At 51.1% G+C, this 24,555-nt stretch carries 23 protein-coding genes and 1 tRNA gene; 9 read left to right on the top strand and 15 right to left on the bottom strand.

The annotated features are described in order from the left end of the window. Positions 1-7: 7 nt before the first annotated feature. Genes CJO09_RS00980 through CJO09_RS00965 form a run of 4 tightly spaced genes read right to left on the bottom strand, consistent with a single transcriptional unit; the run spans position 8 to position 2,405 of the window. Positions 8-1,288, bottom strand: coding sequence for a hypothetical protein (locus CJO09_RS00980; RefSeq protein ID WP_147404878.1), 1,281 nt, complete (start codon positions 1,286-1,288; stop codon positions 8-10). 21 nt (positions 1,289-1,309) lie between these two features. Beyond that, on the bottom strand, positions 1,310-1,819 hold the full coding sequence (locus CJO09_RS00975) for a hypothetical protein (RefSeq protein WP_119440701.1): 510 nt from the start codon (positions 1,817-1,819) through the stop codon (positions 1,310-1,312). After that, positions 1,816-2,112: a hypothetical protein gene (locus tag CJO09_RS00970; RefSeq protein ID WP_119440700.1), complete on the bottom strand. Its 297-nt coding sequence runs from the start codon at positions 2,110-2,112 to the stop codon at positions 1,816-1,818. Before CJO09_RS00970 ends, CJO09_RS00975 begins: the two co-directional genes overlap by 4 nt. Beyond that, positions 2,109-2,405 (bottom strand): hypothetical protein, encoded by a 297-nt coding sequence (locus CJO09_RS00965; protein WP_119440699.1) that lies wholly within the window; start codon positions 2,403-2,405, stop codon positions 2,109-2,111. The genes CJO09_RS00970 and CJO09_RS00965 overlap by 4 nt, the downstream gene beginning before the upstream one ends. 311 nt (positions 2,406-2,716) lie before the next feature. On the opposite strand from CJO09_RS00965, the gene CJO09_RS00960 reads away from it, so the two are divergent. From CJO09_RS00960 to CJO09_RS00950, 3 genes are all read left to right on the top strand, one after another. Continuing rightward, entirely contained in the window at positions 2,717-4,765 is a 2,049-nt protein-coding gene (locus tag CJO09_RS00960; RefSeq protein WP_147404876.1) for a MobA/MobL family protein, read from the top strand. Beyond that, positions 4,704-5,030 (top strand): hypothetical protein, encoded by a 327-nt coding sequence (locus tag CJO09_RS00955; RefSeq protein WP_147404874.1) that lies wholly within the window; start codon positions 4,704-4,706, stop codon positions 5,028-5,030. Before CJO09_RS00960 ends, CJO09_RS00955 begins: the two co-directional genes overlap by 62 nt. Before the next feature lie 80 nt (positions 5,031-5,110). After that, a complete protein-coding gene (locus CJO09_RS00950; protein WP_245961192.1) occupies positions 5,111-5,368 on the top strand; it encodes a helix-turn-helix domain-containing protein in 258 nt (85 codons plus the stop codon). A gap of 109 nt (positions 5,369-5,477) precedes the next feature. Here CJO09_RS00950 and CJO09_RS00945 read toward each other — a convergent pair whose 3' ends face one another. The 3 genes from CJO09_RS00945 to CJO09_RS00935 all read right to left on the bottom strand — a co-directional run bounded on the left by CJO09_RS00945 (position 5,478) and on the right by CJO09_RS00935 (position 8,771). After that, complete coding sequence (locus CJO09_RS00945) at positions 5,478-6,611, bottom strand: tyrosine-type recombinase/integrase (protein WP_119440695.1); 1,134 nt, start codon at positions 6,609-6,611, stop codon at positions 5,478-5,480. Positions 6,612-6,755: 144 nt separating this feature from the next. Further along, positions 6,756-6,832: transfer RNA gene (locus CJO09_RS00940), tRNA-Met, on the bottom strand. A 289-nt stretch (positions 6,833-7,121) separates the two neighbouring features. Next, complete coding sequence (locus CJO09_RS00935; RefSeq protein ID WP_119440694.1) at positions 7,122-8,771, bottom strand: FMN-binding glutamate synthase family protein; 1,650 nt, start codon at positions 8,769-8,771, stop codon at positions 7,122-7,124. A 144-nt stretch (positions 8,772-8,915) separates the two neighbouring features. Here CJO09_RS00935 and CJO09_RS00930 point away from each other — a divergent pair, with 144 nt between their 5' ends. The 3 genes from CJO09_RS00930 to CJO09_RS00920 all read left to right on the top strand — a co-directional run bounded on the left by CJO09_RS00930 (position 8,916) and on the right by CJO09_RS00920 (position 12,090). After that, positions 8,916-9,113: a hypothetical protein gene (locus CJO09_RS00930; RefSeq protein ID WP_119440693.1), complete on the top strand. Its 198-nt coding sequence runs from the start codon at positions 8,916-8,918 to the stop codon at positions 9,111-9,113. Positions 9,114-9,224: 111 nt separating this feature from the next. Next, a complete protein-coding gene (locus CJO09_RS00925) occupies positions 9,225-11,669 on the top strand; it encodes a mechanosensitive ion channel family protein (protein WP_119440692.1) in 2,445 nt (814 codons plus the stop codon). After that, positions 11,647-12,090, top strand: a complete 444-nt coding sequence (locus tag CJO09_RS00920) for a GNAT family N-acetyltransferase (RefSeq protein WP_119440691.1) — start codon at positions 11,647-11,649, stop codon at positions 12,088-12,090. The genes CJO09_RS00925 and CJO09_RS00920 overlap by 23 nt, the downstream gene beginning before the upstream one ends. A gap of 26 nt (positions 12,091-12,116) precedes the next feature. Here the strand turns inward: CJO09_RS00920 and modC are convergent, their stop codons facing one another. From modC to modA, 3 genes are read right to left on the bottom strand one after another with little or no spacing between them, the layout of a single operon-like run. Then, positions 12,117-13,199 (bottom strand): molybdenum ABC transporter ATP-binding protein, encoded by a 1,083-nt coding sequence (gene modC / locus CJO09_RS00915; protein ID WP_119440690.1) that lies wholly within the window; start codon positions 13,197-13,199, stop codon positions 12,117-12,119. After that, positions 13,196-13,879: a molybdate ABC transporter permease subunit gene (gene modB / locus CJO09_RS00910; RefSeq protein ID WP_119440689.1), complete on the bottom strand. Its 684-nt coding sequence runs from the start codon at positions 13,877-13,879 to the stop codon at positions 13,196-13,198. The genes modC and modB overlap by 4 nt, the downstream gene beginning before the upstream one ends. Positions 13,880-13,913: 34 nt before the next feature. Next, the gene (gene modA / locus CJO09_RS00905) at positions 13,914-14,684 is read right to left on the bottom strand and encodes a molybdate ABC transporter substrate-binding protein (protein ID WP_119440688.1); all 771 of its coding nucleotides are present in this window, start codon (positions 14,682-14,684) and stop codon (positions 13,914-13,916) included. A 77-nt stretch (positions 14,685-14,761) separates the two neighbouring features. On the opposite strand from modA, the gene CJO09_RS00900 reads away from it, so the two are divergent. The 3 genes from CJO09_RS00900 (at position 14,762) to CJO09_RS00890 (ending at position 19,172) form a co-directional block, all read left to right on the top strand. Further along, positions 14,762-15,508, top strand: a complete 747-nt coding sequence (locus CJO09_RS00900) for a TOBE domain-containing protein (protein WP_119441335.1) — start codon at positions 14,762-14,764, stop codon at positions 15,506-15,508. Between the two features lie 146 nt (positions 15,509-15,654). Next, the gene (locus tag CJO09_RS00895; RefSeq protein WP_119440687.1) at positions 15,655-17,352 is read left to right on the top strand and encodes a methyl-accepting chemotaxis protein; all 1,698 of its coding nucleotides are present in this window, start codon (positions 15,655-15,657) and stop codon (positions 17,350-17,352) included. Positions 17,353-17,690: 338 nt separating this feature from the next. After that, positions 17,691-19,172: a SulP family inorganic anion transporter gene (locus CJO09_RS00890; protein WP_119440686.1), complete on the top strand. Its 1,482-nt coding sequence runs from the start codon at positions 17,691-17,693 to the stop codon at positions 19,170-19,172. Positions 19,173-19,240: 68 nt separating this feature from the next. Here the strand turns inward: CJO09_RS00890 and CJO09_RS00885 are convergent, their stop codons facing one another. The 5 genes from CJO09_RS00885 to CJO09_RS00865 are packed head-to-tail and all read right to left on the bottom strand — an operon-like array spanning position 19,241 to position 24,470. Further along, complete coding sequence (locus CJO09_RS00885; RefSeq protein ID WP_119440685.1) at positions 19,241-19,900, bottom strand: NADPH-dependent FMN reductase; 660 nt, start codon at positions 19,898-19,900, stop codon at positions 19,241-19,243. Positions 19,901-19,944: 44 nt separating this feature from the next. After that, the gene (locus CJO09_RS00880) at positions 19,945-21,231 is read right to left on the bottom strand and encodes a sensor histidine kinase (protein ID WP_119440684.1); all 1,287 of its coding nucleotides are present in this window, start codon (positions 21,229-21,231) and stop codon (positions 19,945-19,947) included. Beyond that, the gene (locus tag CJO09_RS00875; RefSeq protein WP_119440683.1) at positions 21,231-21,935 is read right to left on the bottom strand and encodes a response regulator transcription factor; all 705 of its coding nucleotides are present in this window, start codon (positions 21,933-21,935) and stop codon (positions 21,231-21,233) included. The genes CJO09_RS00880 and CJO09_RS00875 overlap by 1 nt, the downstream gene beginning before the upstream one ends. After that, positions 21,932-23,446, bottom strand: a complete 1,515-nt coding sequence (locus CJO09_RS00870; RefSeq protein WP_119440682.1) for an ArnT family glycosyltransferase — start codon at positions 23,444-23,446, stop codon at positions 21,932-21,934. The genes CJO09_RS00875 and CJO09_RS00870 overlap by 4 nt, the downstream gene beginning before the upstream one ends. Beyond that, positions 23,436-24,470, bottom strand: a complete 1,035-nt coding sequence (locus CJO09_RS00865; protein ID WP_119440681.1) for a glycosyltransferase family 2 protein — start codon at positions 24,468-24,470, stop codon at positions 23,436-23,438. Before CJO09_RS00865 ends, CJO09_RS00870 begins: the two co-directional genes overlap by 11 nt. Between the last annotated feature and the right edge of the window lie 85 nt (positions 24,471-24,555).

The following is a 24,555-nucleotide window of genomic DNA, read 5'->3' as shown; positions in this document are numbered from 1 at the left end:
TTATTATTTATTGATTACGTATGGTTCGGTTGGCTGCTTCGGCTAGCCGTTCGAGACGCGGCATGTTGTTTTCTTGGACGTCTTCGGCCAGTTGCTGACCATTAACCACGTTCAGCTTCTTCAGCTCGAGGAGAATCGAGAAAAGTAGTCTCTGTTGCTCAGCCAAAATAAGCGGCACTTCGGCAGATTTGGCAACATCATCGGCGCCAGCCATGTATGTGTACCAGTCAGGATTGCCCGCTCGTTTTTCAACTTGAAGCGCGCTCAGGTGAAGTGGAGAAACACCTTCCTGCGCCCATTCTGGGAACTCTTTATTTAATTTTTTTTCCAAAAATACTGCCGTAATGTTGTCGTTTAGCAATGCTCGTAGTGTTTCGAAGCTTTCGGGCGAGGCAGTAGTCGCAACATCCCAATCGCGTATTGGCTCGGTCGCTAACGACATTTTGGCCTGATGCTCAGTTAGTTGGCCAACGTAAGCGAGGCCTTCGGGCGAGGCAAGTGCGGTTGGCCGAACCCCCGGCGGTGGTACTGGTTGTGACAATGAGGCGAGGATCGATTTTCGCGCATCCCGTTCAGCGCTACTATGCTGGGCTGTCACCGTTAATTGAACTCGGCCTTTTTCTTTCTCTTGAGGGCCGTGAAACAACGTTTCGGCCCGGATATCCGCATCCGCATATTTATTGCTTTTAATTTGCAGCCCCTGGACACTGCGACACAGTTGGCCGCGCATCGAATTTGGGTCACCGGCAAAGCCCTGGCAACTACCAAAGCCGAAATCAGCCGCAGCAACATTTTGATCGAAAGGTGGTAAAACTGACGCATTTGGATCTGATTGATCCCATGCCTTTTTTAGGCGCGGCGGTATTTTTGAGCCTGTTGAAAGTGGCTCTGTCGTTTGTTTTCTTGAAACCATCGTCATTGACGATGACTGTGAGCCGCTCGCCGATCCGCACGTTACATTACTTCTTTTGATAATTGAGTCTATTTTTCGACCCGCTTTTGCTAGCTCTTCCGCATGCCGTGTCTGCGTCTCAACCGCTTGGGCAGTCTGACCCGAAAGCGAACTTGTTTGGCGACCCAGGGCGTTGATAATATCCACTCGGGCTTTATCCACCTCGCGCGCGATATTGGAGTCCATTTGGTCGATATTGGTATTGATTGAGCTTCTCGCTCGATCTATTGCTATCACACAATCCTGAGACAGCGTGCATTTAATTGCATTGGCTTGACCGGACCAAAGTAATGGCACAAGCAACACGAGTGCGGTTGAGATCAAGTTCTTAGACATAGTTAATGTGTCCTTATCTTATTACTGAGATTGTTGGCTGGAGCGACCAGACATCGCCTCGCTAAGTCGCGACCAGACATCATTGGAGTTTGAATTGCTACTTGGTCCAACAACAGGTGGTGGGGTCGGGACAGGCGCTGGCATCGCTTGTTGGGAAGCGGCTGCCGGCACATAACTTGGCGTAGCACCGCCGTAGCCCTCATGGTTTCGGGCATTGTTATTGGTCACATTGCACATTGATTCACTGATTTGCTTGAACACATCGTCAATGATTGCGCCAAGACCGTAGCTATCTGCACTCACTGCACCACCCAACTCTTTTGACAGATCGAGCATGCACTCCCTATCCGCTTCTCTTTGTTGGCTTAAATCTTCAAAAAAAGGGTCCTCTTCGACAGCTGTTTGGGCCTGGGAAATTGCACGGGTATTGCTTTCTTTTAAGTCAACGCAAAGTTGATCACCATCAGGCAAAGGGGCAGCGGCTAAAGCTGAAGGAAACACTAGAACCGATATGAGGATTTTCTTGTTCATGAGCCATAGGTCCAGTTGAGTAAATATGCGAAAGATTTAAACGAAACACTAATGATCATCGTGAGCACGAAAAACATGAGCATTATCTGAACGCCGCGAACCAGTGCATCACCCAGACCTTTGAACAAGGCCACGGCTAGGCATTCTGCAATGTCCAACGGCTTTTTAAGAAGGCCTGCTAGACCTTCTTTTTTAAAAATTTTTAGCTGAGCCTGGATGTGCTCGTCGATATAGTATGGTTCTCGTTGTTTTTCTTTTGTTCTGTCGTAAATCCTAGCTTTATGCCACTTCATGGTTCGACCTCCACGTTACTTTCGCCAACGGGGAGACCCAGGAACTCTCTGTCGTTTCGCCTGGTAATCGATTCGTTGATTAACTGAAAAACTTGGTTTTCGGTAATGCGACCGTGGCGCATCGCCTCAATCAAGCCAACGCCGAGCAACACTTTTCGGCGATCCTCTTCCTTCTTTCTTCTCCTAATTTCTTCGCGTCGTATCTTGGCTAGTTCAACGCGCTTTCTTTCTCGTATCTGTTTAATTTTTTTCTTGTATTCATCGATTTCTCGTTCGAGTTGATTCGGATCCATTGATTCTCCCTCTCTAAGTAACGTATTGAGAATATCGTTTTAAAAACGAGATTCAAGGTTTTGGAAAGCTTTATTTTCATTTAGGGAAAATTTCTTTGGATGAAAATTTTGACCTCGGTTTTCTTGACCTTCGGCGACTGAAAAATATACTTGTTCGAAAGTGTTCGCCGCTTGTAACGGCCCACGAAGTGCGCACTTAGAGCCAAACAAGTTGGCGTGCGGTCCTGGCCGGACGGGCAAAACGACGAAGGTGAGGGTTGCTACGTTTTTATTTTTTGACGATGTTGCTTTTCCGTAAGTGAGTGTCTCCAGTGCAAACTGAAATCCATTTTTCCTTGAAGCCAATGCGCCGACTCGACGCGCCTTTGGCCGCGCGGGTTGCGTACCGTTCTGGGCAAAAAATTACCTGCGAACGCACCGGTGAGGTGTTCGATTTCAGCCGGAAAACTGATGTCATGAATCCCTTCGACCAGGTCTATTTGCCCGGCGGAAAGAGAGAGGATCGAGAGACATTCTGGGCGCGAGTAGACGTCCACGACCGCAAGGCCGCAGCCATCCCAGCAAGGGAGGCAGTGATTGCTCTTCCGTATCTACTTAGTGACAACCAGCGAGCCGCTTTGATCACAGAGTTTGCGCAAGAAGTCGTAAAAAAATACGGGGTTGGCGTTGATGTTTTTCTACACCGGCCGGAAGCTTTTTCCGACGATTATCTTAATGAAAATAAAGACCAATTTTTCATCAAGGATAAGTGGCGAGGCGGGGAGAAAAACAACGGCAATTACCATGCTCACTTGCTCTTAACAACAAGCAAAGTTGATGCAGAAACCGGCGCACTAAGCCGTAATGTCCGCGAACTGGACCCAATCCACTGCCGTCGGAACAAGCTTCAAAACACGGCGGAATGGGCACGGCCGTTATGGGCCTCTTTGGTTAATAAACATCTTGCCGTGGCGGGCATCCAGCACACTGTTGAGCATGCCAGTTTTGAGAAGCGGGGCGTTGAGAAAGTGCCCACTAAACACCAAGGTCCTGCCGGTCGTATTAAAAGAACTGGCCGACAGTCAAACAGGGGCGATTTTGTTGCCGAACACAATTCTCAGGCTGCTCGCATCAATCGCCGAATTGGACGTTTGAAATTGCTCACTCAGCGGCTACAGACGCTGCTCGAGGAGCGAACGGAAGAGGCTCTAAATCGCTGGGTACCTTATAAAAATTTGGTGTCGTTGGTTGAGCAATTGGAGCAACGAAAAGCCACGGCAAACATGTGGCTCGACTGGAGAAAAATAACCGCCGCGCAGAACATTACCGTGGCCGCAATTCTCATTCACAGGCTGCTAGCCTGGCTAGGCCTGGGAGGCCTGCCAGACGTCGTCGCCCAGGTCGCAAAGGTGCATGATTCTGCGTCGAAACTAGACAGAACCGCTACAACATACGAAAAACAGCTGGCCAGGCTCGACCGCTTGGCGGAAAAGGCACTGCCGTCCATCGAGCAAAGGCGCGAACATGCCCAAGCTGAAATCAGCAAGAAACTCGAGCAGTTAGCACACTCAGCCTCCCTTGACAGGCGACCCGAGACTGACCTTGCCGAGAAGCAAGATCTGGTGAACCAAGTGGATGTGATCCTGGCCACAGCGCGTCAATTGCTTTCGACCAAAACGGTTGAAATCGAGGCAGTTCCGACGTGGGCCTACACGAAAACGCCTGCGGAAATTCGTGCCCGTATTAACCTGCTAAAGCAGCAGGCCCCTGATATCGTTGTTCAGCAAAAAACAGCGACGGTGAACGAACAAGGGCAGGCTGTTTTCGATCGTGTCCAGCAACTGCAGACACAGCTCGATTCGTTGGCCAAAAAACTGGCCGATCCAGCCGAGATGAACCGACTTTGGTCACTACAGAAGAAAAAAGAAATCGAGCAAGCCAAGGCGTCATTGACGGTCCAGATTGCCGAGCAAAAGCAAATGCTCGCGGCGTTGCGCCGAACCTACGCAGAACTTCACGCACATGTTAAGCGCGAGGCGCAGCACAAATGGAAAGCCGAGGTCCAGCCCCAGTTGGAGGAGCTGCAGAAATGGTTGCCAAAGGCGGAGGCTTTAGCCCACCGAAAAACCAAACTGGAAGAGGCTCGCCGAGCAGAAGCGCAAGCTAAAGTCGCGGCCGCGCTGCAGGCGCAGCGCACGAGGTTTTTGATGCAGACGATCAAGGCTCCCTCGGTGCGAGGCAAAGGGTCATTTGCACGGATGATCAACCCCCACCAGGTCGCTTCAGCGCGGCCAAGAACCCAGCAACCAGGAGTAAAAAATGACGCAAGGATTTCAACTAGAACCACAAAAACAGCCCATACAAAGCCACGTGGTGCCTAATCCCGATTCACTGGAGCCCCAGGTATTCGGCTCATTCGTGCGGGTATTGAATGACGTCGACGTGGCACTGGAACCATCAAATGTTGCATACATCGCATTGCATTCGATTATGCGGCTTGTGGTGCGTGACGCCAGTGTTTGGGCAGAAACTTCGGACGACCGAATATTTTTGATTGCAGGCCGGTACAAAAATGATTTTGAAGCAAATGAGGCTAGGCACAGCATGCTGCTTGTCCTAACAGGTGAAAATCACAACAATCTTTAATTTACCTCGCACTAGGCCAAGTTTGGGTTTCCCGAGTACTTGGCCTAGCAGTATTTCGATCATTTGCTACGATGCAAAATATGACTATTGACAATAATGACCAGGTTCTCACCATAGAGCAGGCGGCGCAACTGGCCGGAGTTAGCCGGCCCTACATGGCCAAGCTGGTCAAATCCGGCGTCGTGAAACTGCATCAAAAGGTCGGCAACCAGCGTCGCGTCCTGCAAAGCACTGTAACTCGCTGGCATAAAACGGAATTAGTTCGCCAGGGCAAGGCGCTCAAGCGCCTTGCCAAGGACTTGGACGAAGAAATGTACCCGCTTGCATCGATTGATTGACCTTTTCGTTCGCCCGTGAGCCGAGTATGGCTGGCCTTAGAGTGGAAAGAAAAGTTTCTGGCAGCTCAGATCGGAACGATAAGCCTGTCTGATGCAAGGTTGTGTTCATTTATTCACCTTGAAATTCTTTTAGTTTTTCCAGTTGTGGCCGGTTCAATCGGCCAGCTAAGTCGGCGGCCGAAGGGTTGTAATATCTGCGTAGCATGCTCAAAGTCTTGTGTCCGCTGATTCTGGAGAGCTCTAAACTGTCAGGGACTAAGCTGGCCAATCGGGTGATCGCGGAATGGCGAATGTCGTGCCAGCGTAAGTCTTCGAACACTGCCGAGACCGGCTGGGCTGCAGCTTCCTGGCAGTGCTCAGCATATAGTTTTTTGGCTCGCTCTAGCGCATCAAGCCAGCGAAGGCGAAGTGCATTCGGACTCATGGAGAACACCTTTATGCTCTTCTTGTCGCGCCGTACTGCGGCTTCCCGCATAACGCTTTCGGCCGCCAGAGTCAACGGAACGTCCCGATTTTCACCGTTCTTTGTGTCAATGATTCGTACCCAGCAGAAACCAGTTTGGCTTAGGTGTACATCTTCCCAGCGCAGGCCTAGGAGTTCCGAGCGCCGCATGCCTGTCTCAATCGAAAGCTCAAACGCCCATAATAGTTCCGGGCCGATACGTTGGCACGCAAAGCGGCCATCGGGCGTGTGGCTGAATTCTCGGGGAGCCATAGCCTGGCGTAACCAATGCACCTCGGTTTCGCTGAGAGTACGTGTCCGCGAGTTACGTACAGTCGGCTTTTTGACTAACTCAAGCGGGTTCTCAGGTAGATAGATTTGCCATTCTTTTCGCGCATGATTGATGACGGCCGAAAGGACCGCCAAGTCATTTTTTGTTGTCGCCGGCCTCACTTCTTTAAGACGACGATCGCGATACTGAATAAAGTGTATGGGCCGCAGCTCTGCTAGACGGATCGAGCAGAATGATTGCTTTTCCAAAAAAAGCAGTTTTCGCACTTCTTGTTCGCCGCCTTTTTTGGCAGGCGCCACATGAATTCGGTATTTTTCTAGCAGCTCGCCAAGTGTAATGCGCTTTGCGCGTTTGTCGTCACGATAGTGACCGCTAACAATCGATGCTTCGGTTTTTTGAACCCAAGCTCGTGCGTCAGTCCGATCATCAAATGTTCTGGCAAGTGAGTACCCTTTCATACGAACTCGGCCAAGGAAAGTGCCAGCGTTTGTTTTTACAATTGTTCCCATATGGTGCACACCTATGTTTGTTTTAAAAATGCAGTGCGAACAATGGTACTTTGTCAGTTTCTTGGCATAAAGGCCGCGTATTTATTTTCTTTTGTGTACTTTCAAAAAAGAAAAAAGCCCTGATAAATCAGGGCTTTAGAAATTTGGTGGCGCATCCCTGATTCGAACAGGGGACCTGCGGATTATGATTCCGTCGCTCTAACCAGCTGAGCTAATGCGCCGCTCGGAAGACCGCTACTATACCATAAGTTTTTTCGTTGTTACGTGAGTCGCAGCAAAAAATTTTATTGGCGCTATGGGGGTGCTTTACTTGACGCAGATTCTTTGACGGCCATCCAATGAAAAGGCCTCACCTTCTGGTGAGGCCTTACTGCCCTTGCGGCAGTTGACACACGGCTTTGCGGGCCGGTGTGGGCACCGCTTCGGAGAGCGGTGGAACCGCCCCTATGGGGCAGTAAGTTCAATTTAACGCTACCGCTGCCTGTCTTCAACCTAGTGTTTCTACTAGGTTTATGCTGCTCGCGCATCAATTTCCGACATGGCTTCGCTTAGGCTGTATAAGGGTTCAAATGATTCCGCCTGCGCCATGGGCCAGCCCACACGAAAGATCGTTTGGCGGAATTTGCCTTCCAGAATTTCACCTTCATGCATATCGGGGAAAATGGCCGACAGCATACGAACTTCCAGGTTCGAAATGCGCCGCGCAATATGGTGCGGGCGCAGGTCGCCAGGGTGGGTCAGGCCGGCGGCACCCAGTAACTCTCCGAGTGCGCTCAGGGTGTTGTCGTGAAAATGGGCTACCCGTTCCGATTTGTCTCCCACCACGATAGCGGCCTGCCGTTTCGGGTCTTGGGTTGTGACGCCGGTTGGACATTGGCCTGTGTGGCAAACCTGGGCTTGTATACAACCTACCGCGAACATAAAGCCACGGGCGCTGTTACACCAGTCGGCGCCCAGTGCCATAATGCGTGCCATGTCGAAAGCGCTGATGATTTTGCCCGATGCGCCCAGTTTGATTTTCTTGCGCAGGCCAACTCCAACCAGGGTGTTATGTACCAGTCGCAGCCCTTCACGCAGTGGGGTACCCACGTGGTCAACAAACTCAATGGGGGCGGCGCCGGTACCGCCTTCTGCACCGTCGACCACAATAAAGTCCGGCGTAATACCTGTTTTCAGCATGGCTTTGGCAATGGCAAACCATTCCCAGGGGTGACCAATACACATTTTGAAACCCACAGGTTTGCCACCGGATAATTCGCGCAGACGGGCGATGAACTCCATCATTTCAACGGGTGTAGAGAATGCACTGTGATGGGCGGGAGAAATACAGTCTTCGCCAACGGGGATACCCCTTGCGCGGGCGATTTCCGGCGTAACTTTTGCCGCCGGCAGCATGCCGCCGTGGCCGGGTTTAGCCCCTTGCGACAGCTTGAGTTCAATCATTTTTACGCTCGGCTGCGTGGCGCGTTTCGTAAACTCCTCTTCCGAGAAATTGCCTTGGGCATCACGGCAGCCGAAATAGCCGGAGCCAATATTCCAGATAAGGTCACCGCCGTGTTCCAGGTGGTAAAGGCTAATACCGCCTTCGCCGGTATCATGCGCGAAACCGCCTATTTGCGCGCCTTTATTCAATGCACGTACGGCGTTGGCCGATAGCGCCCCGAAACTCATGGCTGAAATGTTCAGCACCGACATGGCGTAGGGTTGGGTGCAGTTTTCTCCGCCCACTTGTATTCTGAAATTGGTGTCGGCCAGATGCGTGGGCACCATGGAATGGTTGATCCATTCGTAATCGTTGCCGTAAACGTCGTTTTGGGTGCCAAACGGTCGTTTGTCTATGTCGTGTTTGGCGCGTTGATACACTAACGAACGTTCGGCGCGGGAAAACGGTAGTTCGTCTTTGTCGCTTTCTATAAAGTACTGGCGAATTTCGGGGCGGATGAATTCGAACAAATAGCGCAGATTGCCGATAACGGGGTAATTGCGGCGAATGGCATGACGTGTTTGATTCAGGTCGTAAATGCCCAGAACTGTGAGCCCGATGAATGCAAGCGCAACCGGCCACCAGGCAAAATGTACCACCAGCGCAAGCCAGGAAAAGAACAGGGCCAGCACAATAACAATATAAAACGCGGTATGGCGGGTAAGAAATTTGTTCATGCGGTACTCCGAAGCAGGCAGTATGAATCGCGGCAGGTACTAACCATAGCAGAAAGTGTTGTCATCTTCATGTGTAATAGCGTAGGCTAACAAACTGTTTTGCGTGCACTCGGGGCACTTGGCTTATCTAATCAGGAGACCGATGTGAACCGTTTCCAGCTTCTTAATTTACGTATGTATCATCAGCGCCGTCGCACGGCGCATTGGTTGCTGGATGCAACCGACGATGTCTTTGACCAGGGCACGTCTGAAGGGGGGCGAAGGGTGTTGCGCTATCAGGGTGACCATCATGCCGATTTGTTGAAGGCCGATGAGGATGATGACCCGTCGGATAATGATTAATAGGATGCTTCTGTCAGGGCGGCATTCGACGTACGTTGATTCTTGCTTTCGTCGTTATTTTAATGCGTATTAAAGTATAGTTGCGCCGTATATGAACATTAGCGGCAAGTAATGACTGTATTTTTGAATCGGCAGATCCTGCTATATTTTTTCTTTTTCTTCCTGTTTTTCTTGTGGTCTGCTCAGGCCGTTGCGGCGAATTGGTCGGGCGAGTGGGATAGTACCTGGCGGCATCGCGCAGCGCGTATTACGTTGGAACAAACAGGAGATCAGGTCAGCGGGGAATATCCGCTGTTCGGTGGCACCGTAAAAGGAAGTGCGCTAGGTCAAGAGTTACACGGTACCTGGAGTGAGGGCGGCCGTGAGGGCACCTTCGTGGCCATTATGGCCGGCGATGGTCGAACCTTTACTGCCAGATTCGGAACCGGAGAATGGCTTACCGCCGTACGGGTATCTGACGATAACGAGTTTATGGGTTACTCCATAGACCAGTCGTCGCCCGCAATGACGCTCTATCATTTTCTTGCGGTAATGAATGCTGTCGGACCAGGTCGTATGGAGTTGCAAAGTGAGGCTTCACATTTTATTGATTTTTCAACGCTTCCTGGGCAAACGATAAGCGAGCTGGATTACACCAGTTTGTTGTTTAACGTTGTAAATAGCATGACTTTCAGAGTGTGGGAGATTCAGTCTGATGATAATGCCGACACGTTTACGGCCACTCTTAATCAAGCCGGGACATCGGTCTCGCTGGACCTGAAGTTTTTGCGCAGAAACGGCGACTGGTTCATTCAGGCTTTGCCAATTGACTTGTTGGAAGATGTATTAATGCGTGCCCAGGCTGCACATGCAAGCTTACTCGGTGGGCGCAGTGGTGATTTGCTTTCGCCCCGCGATACCCTCAAAACTTTGGTACGTTCCTTCAGCTATGGCGGTGTTGATGGTGCAGAGCGCGCTATGGAAACCCTAAATATGGCTGATTTATCGGCACTGGCGCGTGAGTATGAAGGGCCGCGTTTAGCCCGGTATGTTTACAGGTCTTTGCGTCGGTTGGGTGCCATTACCTGGCAGGAGGTGCCCGACAATCCAATACGTTCCGAGCCGTATGTTTTTTTCGAACATCCGTTAGGCCGCATTGCTATTGGCCCAGTCTTAACGAAAGAGGGCGTCATATGGCAATTTACGCCTGATACGCTTCGGACTATCCGTAGTTTGTATGCGGCGCTGGATAATCTGCCCGCCAACAATATTATTGAGCTTCAAGCGCAGCCTGAAAGTCTTTATTTCAGAACGCGTGATGCAATCCGTGAAATGAGTCCTACCTTTGTGCGGCCTGTTGGTGTCATGGAATTGTGGCAGTGGCTGGGGTTGCTGCTTACATTAGTGGTTGCTTACGCAGTTGGCAAATTGGTGAATTTGTTTTTTTACGGCGTGCTGAAGCGAAGTGGTGGCGATGCGCATGGCCCGGTCGTTCGCGGTTTTTTCTTGTGGTCGTTTCGGGTGTTTAGCCTGGGGGTGGCATTGCGTCTGGCTGATCGTGTGCTCAGCTTTCCTGATCTGGTTCAAGTTGCGTTGGTAACGATTAGCTGGTCATGTATTGTCTTGTCGCTCATGGTCCTGACATTGCTGACTATCAAGCTAGTTGCGGCCAGAATTCGTAATGTTGAAACGCTGAAAGGAAACAATATTACGTTGGTGTCCTTTATTGCCGGGATTCTGCGTATTATTGTCATTGTGTTTGCTATTTTGATGCTGGCCGATGTGTTGCAAGTGCCTTACCAAAGTGTTTTGGCGGGTTTGGGGATCGGTGGTTTGGCCGTTGCGCTGGCTGCGCAGTCAACCTTGCAGAACTTTATATCCGGCATTACCTTGTATTTCGATAAGCCGATTGCAGTGGGCGATTATTGCCGGTTCGGAGACAAAACCGGCACGGTAGAGTTTATCGGGATGCGCTCGACTCGAATTAGGACACTTGATCGTACTTTGCTTACGGTTCCGAACAGCGAGTTTTCAAATATGCAGATTGAAAATTATGCAAAGCGCGACAGCATGTTTTTGAATCCGACCATTAGTTTGCGTTATGAAACCACGCCGGATCAATTGCGCTATGTTTTGGCCGAATTGCGCAAGATGCTGTTAAGTCATCCCAAGGTTGCAGCTGACCCTTTACGGGTTCGGTTTGGTGGGTTCGGCTCCCATTCACTTGATATTTCTGTCTTTGCTTATGTGATGTCGGTTGATTATTCCGAATACCTGGGAATTCGTGAAGATATCTATTTGCGCATGATGCAGATTGTGAGTGAGGCGGGCACCAAGCTCGCCGTGCCCTCGATGGTGCATTACAACGCTGCCGATAGCCTGCCGGACGCCGATCGAGTGCAGGCCAGTGAAGCGCAGGTGCATCAATGGAGAGAAGAAGGCAAGTTGCCATTTCCCGATTTCGCTTGGCAAGATAAGGCCGAGATGCGCGAAACGCTGGACTACCCTCCACAGGGTTCAGCGGTGAAAGAAGAATTGTCTAATGGGCCCGTACATGAAAGAAAATCTGGTGCCTGAGTCTATTCGTGTTGTGGTTGGAGTCTGGCAGCAGTGCCGGCAAGATGCCATGCCGATTCGGCACGACGTATTTATTGTTGAACAACACGTGCCGCCAGAGTTAGAACTTGATAAATTCGATGCAGTTGCAACTCATGTTGTTGCTTATTCTGAAGACGGTCAGTCAGTGGGTACCGGGCGCTTATTGCCAGATGGCCATATTGGCCGGGTGGCAGTATTGAAGGTGTGGCGAGGGCGGCGTATTGGCCGACAGATAATGCAGGCACTTATGCAACAAGCCCGACAACAAGGTTTGCCAGGGGTTGAATTGTCGGCCCAGTACCATGCCCGTTCCTTCTATGAAGACATGGGTTTTCAAGCAGAGGGCGGTATTTATATGGAAGCGGGCATTGAGCATATTGCCATGCGGCTGGTATTCTGAATGTGGGTGGGTGTGAATAACGCCTGTTAAGTACCCACACCCCCGGCCTTCACGTGAGCCCATACTGTGCTGCCTGTAGTCAGCCCAAGATCGTGGGCTGCTTTGCTGGTGATGCGCGCAAGCAGGGCTTGGCCGGCGCAGTTCAGGCGCACCAGTTTCTGGGCCGGGTGAATGTCATTAATAATGTGCTCAACCGTGGCCTGAAGATGATTTTGGATACTGGTGTGCGTGGAGGTGTTGGTGGATAAGCTGACATCCCTGGCCATAATGCGCAGACGAACGACTTGCCCGATATTAAAGCCATCGTCGCGCACCCATAGCAGGCCGCCGCGAACAGCAATTTTGGCCAAATGCCATTGAGTTTCCTTTTCCTTAACCACGCCACTTAGAACCGCACTGGCTTCGTCGCCCGTCAGTGCCGGGTATTGTGTTGAGGTCAGAATATCTTCTACTGAGCCCGTTGCAATGGCCTGGCCTTTGTCCATCACCACAACGTGGTCAGCCAGGCGGCTTAGTTCATCGGACGAGTGGGTAACATACAGCATGGGAATGGCTAATTGGTCGCGCAGGCGCTCAAGCCAGGGCAAAATTTCGTGGCGGCGCGCCAAATCCAGCGAGGCCATCGGCTCGTCGAGCAACAATAACTGAGGGTGGGCGGCCAGTGCGCGGGCAATGGCGACGCGCTGACGCTCGCCGCCCGACAGGGCCTGGGGCGCACGCTGCAATAGATGAGCAATACCTAATAGTTCCACCGCCTCATCCAACGCGTGCCGATCGTGTTTTTTGCCTGAGCGTCGTAAGCCGTATTCAAGATTGCCTTGTACGTTCAGGTGCTCGAACAGGCTGGCTTCCTGGAAAACGTAACCTATTGGGCGTTTCCAGGTGGGCTGAAATAGTTTGCGGGCGTTGTCTTGCCAGACATCACCCCCCATGCGTACCAAACCTTTTCCGCGTTCCAGGCCGGCCACACACCGCAAGATGCTGGTTTTCCCCGACCCCGAAACACCAAATAGGACCGTAATTCCGGTTGTAGGCAAGGTAAGGTCAACGTTGAGCAGGAAGTCGGCACGAGGCAGTGTCAGGCGGATATGGTTTTGCACCAGGCTCATCGAATAACCCCCGACCCTTTGCGCTTGAAAAGCGACAAGCACATGAGCACCGCAAACGAAAATATCACCATGCCGGCCGCCAGCCAGTGTGCCTGGCTGTATTCCATGGCTTCAACATGGCTGTATATTCGGGTGGACACCACGCTCGTTTGGCCGGGGATATTACCGCCTATCATCAACACAACACCGAATTCCCCCACAGTATGAGCAAAGGTCAAAATGGCGGCGGTAATCAGGCCCGGGCGCGCCAGGGGCAGGGCAACGGTTAGAAAAGCATTTACGGGGCTGGCACGCAACGTGGCTGCGGCCTCCAACGGGCGCGGGCCGATGGATTCGAAGGCGTGTTGAATGGGTTGTACGGCAAACGGCAGAGAAAAAATCAGTGAGCCTATAAGCAGGCCTGTGAAGGTAAACGACAGTAAGCCCCAGCCTAGGTATTGGGTTAACTGGCCCAACGGGCCTGCCGGCCCCATCACCACCAATAAATAAAAACCCAGCACAGTGGGTGGCAACACCAGCGGTAACGTTACCAATGCGCTAATGGGAGCGCGCCAGCGCGATTGCGTTTGTGATAACCACCAGGCCAGGGGGGTGCTTAGAATCAACAGCAAAACGGTTGTTAACCCTGCCAGTTTCAAGGTGAGGTAAACAGCGGACCAGGTTTGCGGATCGAGTGGCATGGTAGAAAAAAGCTGTGTTCAAAGCGATGTTGCGTTAGCGTTCCGGCAAACCGTAACCAAAAGATTCAATAATTGCGAGCGCGGTGGGGCTTTTCAGAAACGCGATAAACGCGGTGGCGGCGGCGTTATTCTGGCCGTGCTTAAGAAGTTGGACATCTTGTGCCAATGGCGTGTACATATTTTCGGGAACAATCCATGCTGAACCTGATTGAATCTTGCCCCGGTTGAACACCTGCGATAACGCCACAAACCCTAAAGGAGCATTGCCGCTGGCAATGAACTGATACGTTTGGCCGATGCTTTGTCCGAACACCCATTTTTCGCTCAAGGTGTCGACCAGATCCAATTTCTTGATGACCTGTTCGGTGGCCAGGCCATATGGTGCAACTTTGGGATTAGCCATGGCAATACGCTCGAATCGGTCAGTTTCTAGCACGGATGCTTCATCTTCTACCAAGCCGGGATCCGGGCTCCATAACACCAGTTTCCCTATTGCGTAGGTAAAACGTGTTTCGGGCACTGACAAACCGGCTTCTTCCGCCTTTCCGGGTGTTTTTGTGTCAGCTGCCAGAAAAACATCGAACGGGGCGCCGTTCTGAATTTGCGAGAACAGCTTGCCGGTTGACCCCGCAGAGATGGTCAGATGGTGTCCGCTTTCGCTCTCAAATGCTTGAGCAATTTCTTTCACGGGTGCAGCAAAATTGGCTGCCACAGCGATGTTAGCCGTTGCTGCGTGTGCGATACCATTCACAAGCAGACTCGCCAAAACTAAAGAAGCGCGTATTATTTTCAGCCGGACACACATTTTTATTTCAGATTACGCTATTCAATAATGGAATAGCGAGTATGCTACCGGTAACGTTTTCGTTTGGCAAGTTACGTATGAAGAGTTCACCAACATTCAGGCTGGATGCCGCGTTAGGGCATGACATTACCGATAAGCGCATCGACGTTTTGCGCCGTATCGATGCCGTGGGTTCTATCTCAGAGGCGGCTCGGGACGCCGGCATCAGTTACAAGGCAGCCTGGCAGGCCATTGAAACGCTGGGTAACCTGGCCGGCACGCCGCTGGTGGAAAAGGCAGTGGGTGGCAGTGGCGGGGGTGGGGCGCAACTGACATCTGCCGGGCGCAAGGTGCTGGAGGCTTTCGATTATTTTGCGAAGGTGCGTCGGGTTGCTATGCAACAGGCTTCGGATACAGGCCACCATGTAACGTTTGGTCTTAGAACCAGCATGCGGAATCAATGGGTTTGCACGGTGCGTGAACTCGTGCCAGGTGAGCAGGGCCAAAGCGTTCAGTTGGCGCTGTCCGACGGTATGTTAATGCACGCTCTGATAACGCACGAGAGTGCGCAGCTACTCGGTCTGGAGCCGGGTTTAAGGGTATTGGCATTGTGTAAAGCAACAGCAGTGCCGGTTCAAACGGCGTACCCAGCCGATGACACGCAGAATATATTGGCCGGGCGGATCGAGGTCGTATCTGCTACGACCAAGAAAGCGGAAGTATCGATGCGTTTGGGCAGCGGCGCCATTTTGGTTGGCTTTCAGAGTGGGGGGCCAGCATTGCAGGTTGGGCAAACTGCGTGGGCCCGGGTTGACCCGGCGGCAGTTGTTGTGGCCTTACCTTGAACATGTTTTAAACAGTTTCATTTTGTTACCTGCGTTTTGCCATAAATTTTTCTTGCTGGCAGACGATAACCGGTTAAGACGTTGGAAGTAAGAGGCTTGTTTTGCTTTGCAACGATTAATAACCGACCGGAATCGCAGGTGTTTTTATGTTGCAAAATCTTCGTATCAAGACCATTTTCATTGTCTTGGTTGTAATCAATCTAGGCTTGGCATTAGTAACTTTTTTTGCGCTGACTTACTACGGCGCAGTGTCGACCGAACTTCGTGCCGCCCAGGAGCAGCAACGCGAATCGCTTATGCTGGCCGATGAGATGCGTGAAAGCTCGGTGAATCTCACACGATTTGCACAGGCCTATGTGGTAACAGCAGATCCAAAATTTCTTCAAATGTACAACGATGTTATTGCGATTCGTAATGGCAACAAGCCGCGTCCGCAAGAGTATCACCGTATTTACTGGGAGTTCGTGGCGGCGGGAGAGCAACCGCGCCCCAATTCCGACTCACAGGTTGCATTGCTCGATATGTTTCGTGATGCGGGTTTCGTGGAAAAGGAGTTTGATGAGCTGAATAAAGCGCTCGCATTATCGAACGCTTTGGCAGAGCTTGAAACAGAGGCCATTGCCTTGGTTGAAGGATTGGGCTCCGAAGTGAACGGTACCGATAACGACCTTAGCGGCAGCGCAAGAACCGATCTGGTGAAAGCGCAAGCGATGCTATTCAGCGAAGATTACTATCAGCAAGCAGCGCGCGTGATGCAGCCGCTTGATGCGTTCTATGTCATGGTTGAAGATCGAACGCAGGCATATATTGATGAGGCTGAGGCGCAACAGCGTTTGGCGTATATCTGGGCGCTGATCGCATTGGGTGCAATGGTGCTGTTGGTGGCGTTGTCGCTGATATTTGTCTACCGGCGCCTGGGAGGCGCTTTGAGTCAGGCGCGCGAAGTAGCACGGCGCCTGGCTCAGGGTGATTTGTCGGTTGATATTCAGGTGAAGACCCAGGATGAGGGCGGCGACCTTTTGCGCGCCATGGATGGAATGAGACTTAAACTCATTGAAATTATTGGAGATGTACGCAGCAGCGCGCTTTCAGTTGGTACGGCGTCTGGCCAGATCGCCAGTGGCAGTAGCGATTTGTCGCAACGCACACTTGAGCAGGCATCTTCCATCGAGCAAATAGCCTCCAGCATGGAGGAAATGACGTCAACAGTAAAAAATAATGCTGATAATGCCCAGGAGGCGAATCAGCTTGTGTTTGGAACCCGCGACAACGCACAGGAAGGTGGGCAAGTGGTTCAGCAGGCGGTGTCGGCCATGCGTGAAATTGACAAAAGCAGTGAGCGCATTCTGGAGATTATCTCGGTTATTGACGGCATTGCCTTTCAAACCAACCTGCTGGCTTTGAATGCGGCAGTCGAGGCAGCCAGAGCGGGTGATCAGGGGAGGGGCTTTGCCGTAGTTGCAACCGAGGTCAGGAATTTGGCTCAACGCAGTGCCACTGCCGCCGAGGAAATCAAGGCGTTAATTACCGACAGCGTTGGAAAGGTGAAAAACGGCTCGCAGTTGGTTGAGAAATCGGGCGATACATTGCAAGGTATTGTGGGGAATGTACAGCGAATCACCGAACTTGTGTCGGAAATTGCCGCGGCGTCGAACGAACAAGCTTCCGGTGTAGAACAAATTAACCATGCAATGATGCAAATGGATGAAGTCACGCAACAAAACGCGTCGCTTGTAGAACAGACCGCCGCAGCGAGCCAGTCAATGAAAGAGCAGGCGGCTCGATTACAGGAGCGCGTTGCTTATTTCCGGTTCGGTAGCGGGAGTGAGTTGGTTAAAGTTTAGCCAAACCGTCATGTTAGAATATGAGCCTTATTGCCTTGTGGCTCGTCACATTGTGGCGCGTTGCAAGGCATAACTAATGTAGTACACCTTTCTTCAGACCCATGTGAATTTTGCTTGTCTTTTCTAATCGGCGTATTTGCTGATTCAGCCTGTTTCGCGCGCTTAATGCGGCCTAGTGCTTGGCCCGCACGCTTCCATGCCTGCTCACCGGTGCGTTATTCCTTATTTCATACAAGTTTTCTGCGCCCCTGGCGCAATAAGATCGCTGCGTTGTGTCTGGGCACAAGGACAGGCGGCAGCTCTCCTGTGACAATTTTCGCTTCGTACAGACTCCTTCCATGCAATTCAAACAAATTCAAGAAGAGTGGTTTTCCAACATTCGCGGCGATATCCTGGCGGGTATCGTAGTTGCGTTAGCCCTTATTCCAGAAGCCATCGCGTTTTCCATTATTGCCGGGGTCGACCCCAAAATTGGGTTATACGCCTCGTTCAGTATTGCGGTCGTTATCTCTTTTACCGGAGGGCGCCCGGGCATGATTTCCGCAGCTACCGCGGCCATGGCGTTGGTGATGATTACGCTGGTCAAGGAGCATGGGCTGGAATATTTGCTGGCTGCCACTATTCTTACTGGAGTGCTTCAAATTCTGGCTGGGTTGCTACGACTGGGTGTATTAATGCGGTTTGTCTCTCGTTCAGTGATTACGGGGTTTGTTAATGCCTTGGCCATCCTTATTTTTATGGCCCAATTGCCTGAGTTGATTAATGTTCCATGGGCGGTTTACGTTATGGTGGCCGGCGGCCTGGGAATTATTTATTTGTTTCCGTACGTCACTCGGTCGGTTCCGTCGCCCCTAGTCTGTATCGTGGTGTTAACGGCCATTTCATTAACACTGGGGCTGGATATCCGTACCGTTGGCGATATGGGTGAGTTGCCGGATACTTTGCCGGTGTTCTTGTTGCCTGATATTCCCCTAAACTTCGAAACCTTGCAGATCATTTTTCCTTATGCGGCGACATTAGCCGTGGTGGGTTTGCTTGAATCTTTGCTAACCGCACAAATTGTTGACGACCTGACAGATACACGCAGCAACAAGAATCGTGAGTGTGCCGGGCAAGGGGTTGCCAATATCGCAACGGGTTTCCTGGGCGGCATGGCCGGGTGCGCCATGATCGGGCAATCGGTTATTAACGTGAAATCGGGTGGGCGTGGTCGTTTGTCGACCTTCGTCGCCGGCTTGTTTTTGTTGATTTTGGTGGTCTTTTTGGGCCCGTGGGTCGAGAAAATCCCAATGGCGGCATTGGTGGCCGTCATGATTATGGTGTCAATCGGTACATTTAGCTGGGGTTCGTTGCGCGACTTGGTGCGTCACCCGAAAACGTCAAGCATTGTGATGGTCTCTACAGTTATTGTGGTTGTTGCTACGCATGATTTGGCAAAAGGTGTTCTGGTTGGTGTCTTGTTAAGTGGCATTTTCTTTGCGCATAAAGTGGGGCGGGTATTGCGTATTACATCTGAAACACGCAACGAGGGGCGTGAACGGGTGTACACCATTGTGGGCCAGGTTTTCTTTGCCTCGTCTGAGAAGTTCACCGTTTCATTCGACTTCAAAGAGGTGATTGAAAAAGTGGTGATTGACCTGAATCGCGCACGTTTTTGGGACATCACGGCGATTAGTTCTCTGGACGCCGTCATTCTGAAGTTTCGTCGCGAGGGAACCGAAGTTGAGGTTGTTGGTTTGGATGAGGCCAGTTCAACTTTGGTCGACCGTTTTGCCGTGCATGATAAACCCGGCGCCATGGATAAGCTCATGGGCCACTAAAAGGTTTAGCTGTTGTGCTGTTCAACGAAGATGCGCTTCGCGTTCTCCGTTTTTAGAACGCGCCGTTTTCAAGGCGCATTGCGTTGGGAAGGATCACGCTGAAAGTGTTTGATCAGGTCGTGGGGGTTTACCTGTTCAGCGTGCGTTGCCGCGGCTTGTGCCCACCACACCAGTTGGCTGATGCCGCGTTCGAAATAAGACGCCCATTGCGCATCCGTATCCGTTTGGGTGCAGTGCCCCGTACTATCAAATATTTCAGCCGCTTTGGGTACGTGAATCATGGCGGAAACGGGCAGGCAGCCCAGCTCCGACAAGAAGCTTCGCATTCCCACCGCTGCGCGCACGCCACCCCATTGACCCGCAGAGTAGGTCACGATGAGGCTGGGCTTGTACGCAAAGTTTGAGCTGCCAAAATGGTTCAACAAATGGGCTAAGGCGGGGCTCATGCTGTGGTTGTATTCCGGGCTCACCATAAGGTAACCGTTGGCGTGTCGAATTTTGTTCGCCAGTGTGCCCAGTGTTTCTGGAACGGTGCGTGGGCCGTAAGCAAAATGGGGCTTGAACACGGAACCTGTATCGATCAAAAGCGGGTCTATGATTTCAATTTCGTGTTCTGGGAAAACGCGTTGAAAATAGCGCTTGCAGGCTTGGGTAACGCGTTCGCCCAAACGGGGTGGGTGCGGGGGCGAGCTTTGTCTTGCGGAGCCTAGAAAGATCAGGAATTTCATATTTGGTGTCGTAACTTTAACTGTAAGCGTGCAGCGCAATCGCTTTAATGGTGGTTGATATGTAGGCGTATTAGCGTGCCTTTGCCTTCTTGCGCTAGTTCGAGTGGCCAATTCAGGCGCTCTGCGATTAGCGTAACCAAATAAAGGCCTAAACCCGAAGTCACTGCGGCAGGCGAGCGGGCGGGACCGGCAGAGGTTAGCAAAACCCTTGCCTCTTGGGGAAGACCGGAGCCTTCATCGCGAATTTCCAGGGTGTTTTCGTCTAACTCAATATAGACCCGGCCGCTGGTGTGTTGAAGTGCATTTTGAAGAAGGTTACGCAAAAGCATTTGCACCAATGCGGGGTCCGCGTGAACGCTCACAGGTTTATGGGCACTGAAACTTAAGCGTGAATCGACTGCAAAATTAACCGATAAGTCGTCAATTGTTTGGTGAATCAGCGATGGGAGAGAAACCGTTTGGGCAGTTGCTGTGTCTACTGTTTCCTTGCGGGCAAGGGTTAGCAGGGCGTTCACATTGGTTTGCATTTCGGCAGTGGCGCGCCGAATGCGAGCAAGCGTTGCCTGATCTTGTGCGTTCAGTGTGCCACGCGTTTCAAGAATATCGATCGCACCGGATATCACAGCTAAAGGCGTTCGGAATTCATGGCTGGCCATGTTAAGCAATGACTTTTCCCGTTTAACGTAGGCTTCAAGTTGCGTGACAAACAGGTTGAACGAGCGGGCAATACTATGTAGCTCTGCATCTTGCCAGTTTTTTGGCAACCGAGGCATATTGGCACCAACGGGCAGTTTTTCAATTTCGTTAGATAGCGACTTTAATGGTTTAACAATGCGCTTTGCTTCGATAATTGAAAGTAGGGCGGTAACAGCCGCCACCAGCAAGATAACAATGAGTAGTGCAAGCCGAAAAAGCCATTCGCGCTTTTCAAAGTGTGTAATATTTCTGGCCAGATAAAGCACGCCATGCTGCAGTGCTTGTACTGATATTAGGTAGGTTTCATCGTTTTGGTAAACTTCCCCGGAAAAACCAGGCTCAAGCCCTTCAAATATAATGGGTGTAGCAGAGGGCTGGTAAAAGCTTTGCGGCGTATTGTGTGTTTTGGTGTTTGGGATATAAGCCAGAGTTAAGCCGGAGGTTTCGCGCAAAATAGTTTGTTCTGGATCAAAATCGTCTCCCATAAAAAACTCGCGCTCTTGGGTTAATTCCATTCGAAGCATAGTCGACTCGAGGTCTTCGCTTACCCAGGTAACGCCTAAAAACATAACAATAAGTGAAACCAGGCTAATCAGCGCCGAGGTTCGATAAATCCGATGGGAAATAGATCGCATTACTCTGGCTCACCGGGTGCAGTCAAATGGTAACCAAGGCCATGCCGGGTTTTTATCAGCGGCTTTCCAAATTGTTGTTGAAGCAATTTTCGAAGTGCATAAGCATGTGTTCGAATGGTGTGTCGGTCAACCTCGCGGTCGCCCCATACTGCCTCGGCAATTTGGTCGTAAGAAACTAAGTCCGGATAAGCGTTAACGAGTTGTTCGAAAATCCGGGCTGACGTACCTGTTAATTCAAGCGGCTTATATCCGTTGACTAAAACAGAGTGTGTTGCTGCGTTGTAAGAAATGCCCGGAATACTGGTTAATATTGCATTGTTTTTGTCGTGGCGCCGCGCCAGTGCCTCAACACGAAGTTGTAGCTCCCGCAAATTAAAAGGTTTTACCAAATAGTCATCTGCACCCACACCAAAGCCGGTTTCCTTATCCTCTAAGAGGTCTTTGGCCGTCATCAGAATGACGGGCGTACTTTGTTTGAGGTCAAGCCGTATCCGCTTGCAAATTTCAAAGCCCGACACGCCCGGCAGCATCACATCAAGAATAATGATGTCGTAGTGGTGACCGGCAATCAGGTGCAAAGCGGTTAACCCATCGGGCGCGAAGTCGAGGATATAACGGGGATTTTGCCCAAAAAACTCATATAAGTTTTCCGCTAACGCTTTGTGATCTTCAACAATTAGAATTTTGAGTTGCGTTTCGCTCATTGGGTGATGGGTTCGTTCAGATTAGTTTGTTTTGCCCGTGCAGTTAGTGCGTGCTGCTTTGGATTGTTTATTAAATATAAATTGTGGCGTTTACTGGCGAAAACTGGATTTTTTAAGTCGGCGCGCGCTGATTCCAATCGATTCTTTGGAACCGCCAGCCAAAAACTTTGACCTGAACTCATTTTGCTTGTGACTTCCTGCTCTTTAAGGGGCTTTGCCGACTCAAAAGAATAGAATCGCGCAGAAAACGGCACTTCGTCAAGGTAATAAAGCGGAATGCCGGAAGGGTTGGTCGTGCGGGTGTGCTGCACCAAAAGCTTTTCGGTTTTAATCAGGTTGGGGGTGTAAGAAACCATTGCGATGAGTACCACGACGGCGGTGGGTGCAATCATGGCCAGGAAGGCTGGGCCGGATGCTCGCCAAGGGTAGTTTGTTTTTTGACCGGCAGAGTGTTCTTCTGCGCTGGACTGTGGGCACGCGTAGGCCAGACAGATGCTGAAACCGCCCAGTGAAGGAAGAATGTATGTCCAAAGAATATTGCCCGACAATGTGAAAAATAAGGGTGTAAAAAGGCTCCAGGCCAAAAAGTAGCCCAAGCGAGGATCCGACAGGCGTTGACGCATGGCGGTTCGCTGCTTAGTTTTGAGCAAACCTTTCATCAAAATAAACAACCCTGCCAAGCCCCACGGGAAGGATGCCTGGAGCCAGTAGTACCAGATGGTCCCGAAGGGCGCTTTGTGGGCAGTGCCATATAGGTCGCCTTTCCAGCCTGGGTCGACAAAACGCAGAAAGTGTTCTCCCAGGAAGAAATAGTTCAGGAAACCCGGGGTTTTAAATTCCGCGGCAAGATACCAGGGCGCACTCAAAACGAACGTGAGGGCGATCCCTTTTAACCATGGTAGGGAACGGATCGTTCTGCGGGCTTGTGGGTAAAAGAGCATCCATAAGACAATTGCGCCGCCTGACAGAACAAGAATCAGAGGGCCTTTAGCCAGCAAGCCAACAACCAGCCCAATGAAAAAGCTATAACGCCAGAATAACCCAGACGAGTTTGCCGCCATGATCCATCCGGTCATGCAAAGGGTGGTGCCCAACGCTAGGAACGGGTCAGTCAGTACGGCGCCCGACGAAACAAATGAAAGCGCACATGTAGCGTAAATCAGAACAGCAAGGCGTGCGGTTGTGGCGTTGAATAGGGTTGCGCAACAACGATAAAGCAAACCCAATGTAAGAAGGGTGGCAATCCAGGAAGGCAGCCGTGCTGCAAACTCAGTGGGGCCGAAAATATGCATTGATATAGCTTGCAGCCAGAACGAAAGTGGCGGCTTGCCCCAAAACGGATTGCCAGGCGCAAACCAGGGGGTAATCCAGTCGCCCGATTCATACATGAGTCTGGCAATTTCCGCATAACGGGGTTCCGACGTATCGGCCAGCGGAATGAGCATCATCGCAAATAGCGGAACGATCAGCGCAATGCCCAATAGAGCAAGAAAGCCAGTGTTACGCCGCATCACGTTGATGTCCTTGTGTACGGGTTTGAGTCAGACGGACAGACTTCGTTTGCAATACGTCACGCACCAGATAAACCGGGCGTTGTTTCGCCTCGAAGTAGGTTTTGCCCATGTATTCGCCAAGCAGGCCGATGGAAATTAATTGCACGCCGCCCAGGAAAGTAATTAATGCGATTAGAGAGGGATAACCGGGTGTGGGTTCGCCTAGCACCAGGGTTTTAATGACAATCCAACCTGCGAACAGAATACCCAGTAACGCGGTCGTGACGCCGGCCAGGGTGGCCAGACGAAGCGGAGCAATTGAAAATGAGGTGATTCCCTCAAAAGCCAAATGGAACAAATTCAAGTAATTCCACTGGCTTTGGCCTGCCGCGCGCGGAGCACGATCATACTCAATAACGGTTGTCGGCAATCCGATCCACGCGAATAAGCCTTTCATGTAGCGGTTACGCTCGGGCAAGGCCGCCAGCGCATTCACCGCTTTGCGGCTCATTAACCGGAAATCACCGGTGTCCTCCGGAATATCTGTGTCACTAATGCGGTTCAGTAGCCGATAAAAAAAATGCGCACTGGTTTTTTTGGTAAAGCTTTCCCCGGCTCTGGAACGTCGTTTCATGGCGACAACATCGGCTCCCTCGTGCCATGCCTGCAGCATCTGTGGAATGAGTTCAGGTGGATCTTGCAGGTCTGCATCCAGAATAATGACTGCGTCCCCATTGGCATGGTCAATGCCCGCCGTTAGAGCCGCTTCCTTGCCAAAGTTTCGGCTCAAGCGAACGGCTCGGACATTGGGCACACGTAATGCAAGGTCTGCAATCCAGTCGTCACTGCCGTCTTTGCTGCCGTCGTCGACAAGAATCAACTCATTCTTTATGGGGATAGATTGCAAAACGGCTTGGACGCGTTGGTATAAAACGGGCAGAGCCTGTCTTTCGTTGTAAACGGGTACGACAACGGACAACAGTAGTTTCTCGTTGACGTTATTTTTTTTCAGAGGGGAGCGCAATTCTTTAAACACCGGCATAGTCCAATCAATAAAGTGATGATATGTGCGGTAAAGATAGCGCCCGGGGCAACAAAAAATCGTCAAATGAATATCAAAAAAACAT

The organism is Neopusillimonas maritima (assembly GCF_003576595.1).
Lineage (GTDB): Bacteria > Pseudomonadota > Gammaproteobacteria > Burkholderiales > Burkholderiaceae_B > Neopusillimonas > Neopusillimonas maritima.
Note: the sequence above shows the minus strand (reverse complement) of the source record. Positions and strands in the feature narration are given on the sequence as shown.

Coding starts and splice junctions, on each gene's coding strand:
- modC (WP_119440690.1), bottom strand. CDS start 13,199: ATGAGCCTGGTGCAAAACCATATCCGCCTGACACTGCCTCGTGCCGAC.
- CJO09_RS00920 (WP_119440691.1), top strand. CDS start 11,647: ATGAAAGAAAATCTGGTGCCTGAGTCTATTCGTGTTGTGGTTGGAGTC.
- CJO09_RS00895 (WP_119440687.1), top strand. CDS start 15,655: ATGTTGCAAAATCTTCGTATCAAGACCATTTTCATTGTCTTGGTTGTA.
- CJO09_RS00955 (WP_147404874.1), top strand. CDS start 4,704: ATGACGCAAGGATTTCAACTAGAACCACAAAAACAGCCCATACAAAGC.
- CJO09_RS00935 (WP_119440694.1), bottom strand. CDS start 8,771: ATGAACAAATTTCTTACCCGCCATACCGCGTTTTATATTGTTATTGTG.
- CJO09_RS00870 (WP_119440682.1), bottom strand. CDS start 23,446: ATGCGGCGTAACACTGGCTTTCTTGCTCTATTGGGCATTGCGCTGATC.
- CJO09_RS00880 (WP_119440684.1), bottom strand. CDS start 21,231: ATGCGATCTATTTCCCATCGGATTTATCGAACCTCGGCGCTGATTAGC.
- CJO09_RS00970 (WP_119440700.1), bottom strand. CDS start 2,112: ATGAAGTGGCATAAAGCTAGGATTTACGACAGAACAAAAGAAAAACAA.
- CJO09_RS00875 (WP_119440683.1), bottom strand. CDS start 21,935: ATGAGCGAAACGCAACTCAAAATTCTAATTGTTGAAGATCACAAAGCG.
- CJO09_RS00945 (WP_119440695.1), bottom strand. CDS start 6,611: ATGGGAACAATTGTAAAAACAAACGCTGGCACTTTCCTTGGCCGAGTT.
- CJO09_RS00950 (WP_245961192.1), top strand. CDS start 5,111: ATGACTATTGACAATAATGACCAGGTTCTCACCATAGAGCAGGCGGCG.
- CJO09_RS00900 (WP_119441335.1), top strand. CDS start 14,762: ATGAAGAGTTCACCAACATTCAGGCTGGATGCCGCGTTAGGGCATGAC.
- CJO09_RS00865 (WP_119440681.1), bottom strand. CDS start 24,470: ATGCCGGTGTTTAAAGAATTGCGCTCCCCTCTGAAAAAAAATAACGTC.
- CJO09_RS00975 (WP_119440701.1), bottom strand. CDS start 1,819: ATGAACAAGAAAATCCTCATATCGGTTCTAGTGTTTCCTTCAGCTTTA.
- modA (WP_119440688.1), bottom strand. CDS start 14,684: ATGTGTGTCCGGCTGAAAATAATACGCGCTTCTTTAGTTTTGGCGAGT.
- CJO09_RS00980 (WP_147404878.1), bottom strand. CDS start 1,288: ATGTCTAAGAACTTGATCTCAACCGCACTCGTGTTGCTTGTGCCATTA.
- modB (WP_119440689.1), bottom strand. CDS start 13,879: ATGCCACTCGATCCGCAAACCTGGTCCGCTGTTTACCTCACCTTGAAA.
- CJO09_RS00890 (WP_119440686.1), top strand. CDS start 17,691: ATGCAATTCAAACAAATTCAAGAAGAGTGGTTTTCCAACATTCGCGGC.
- CJO09_RS00925 (WP_119440692.1), top strand. CDS start 9,225: ATGACTGTATTTTTGAATCGGCAGATCCTGCTATATTTTTTCTTTTTC.
- CJO09_RS00885 (WP_119440685.1), bottom strand. CDS start 19,900: ATGAAATTCCTGATCTTTCTAGGCTCCGCAAGACAAAGCTCGCCCCCG.
- CJO09_RS00965 (WP_119440699.1), bottom strand. CDS start 2,405: ATGGATCCGAATCAACTCGAACGAGAAATCGATGAATACAAGAAAAAA.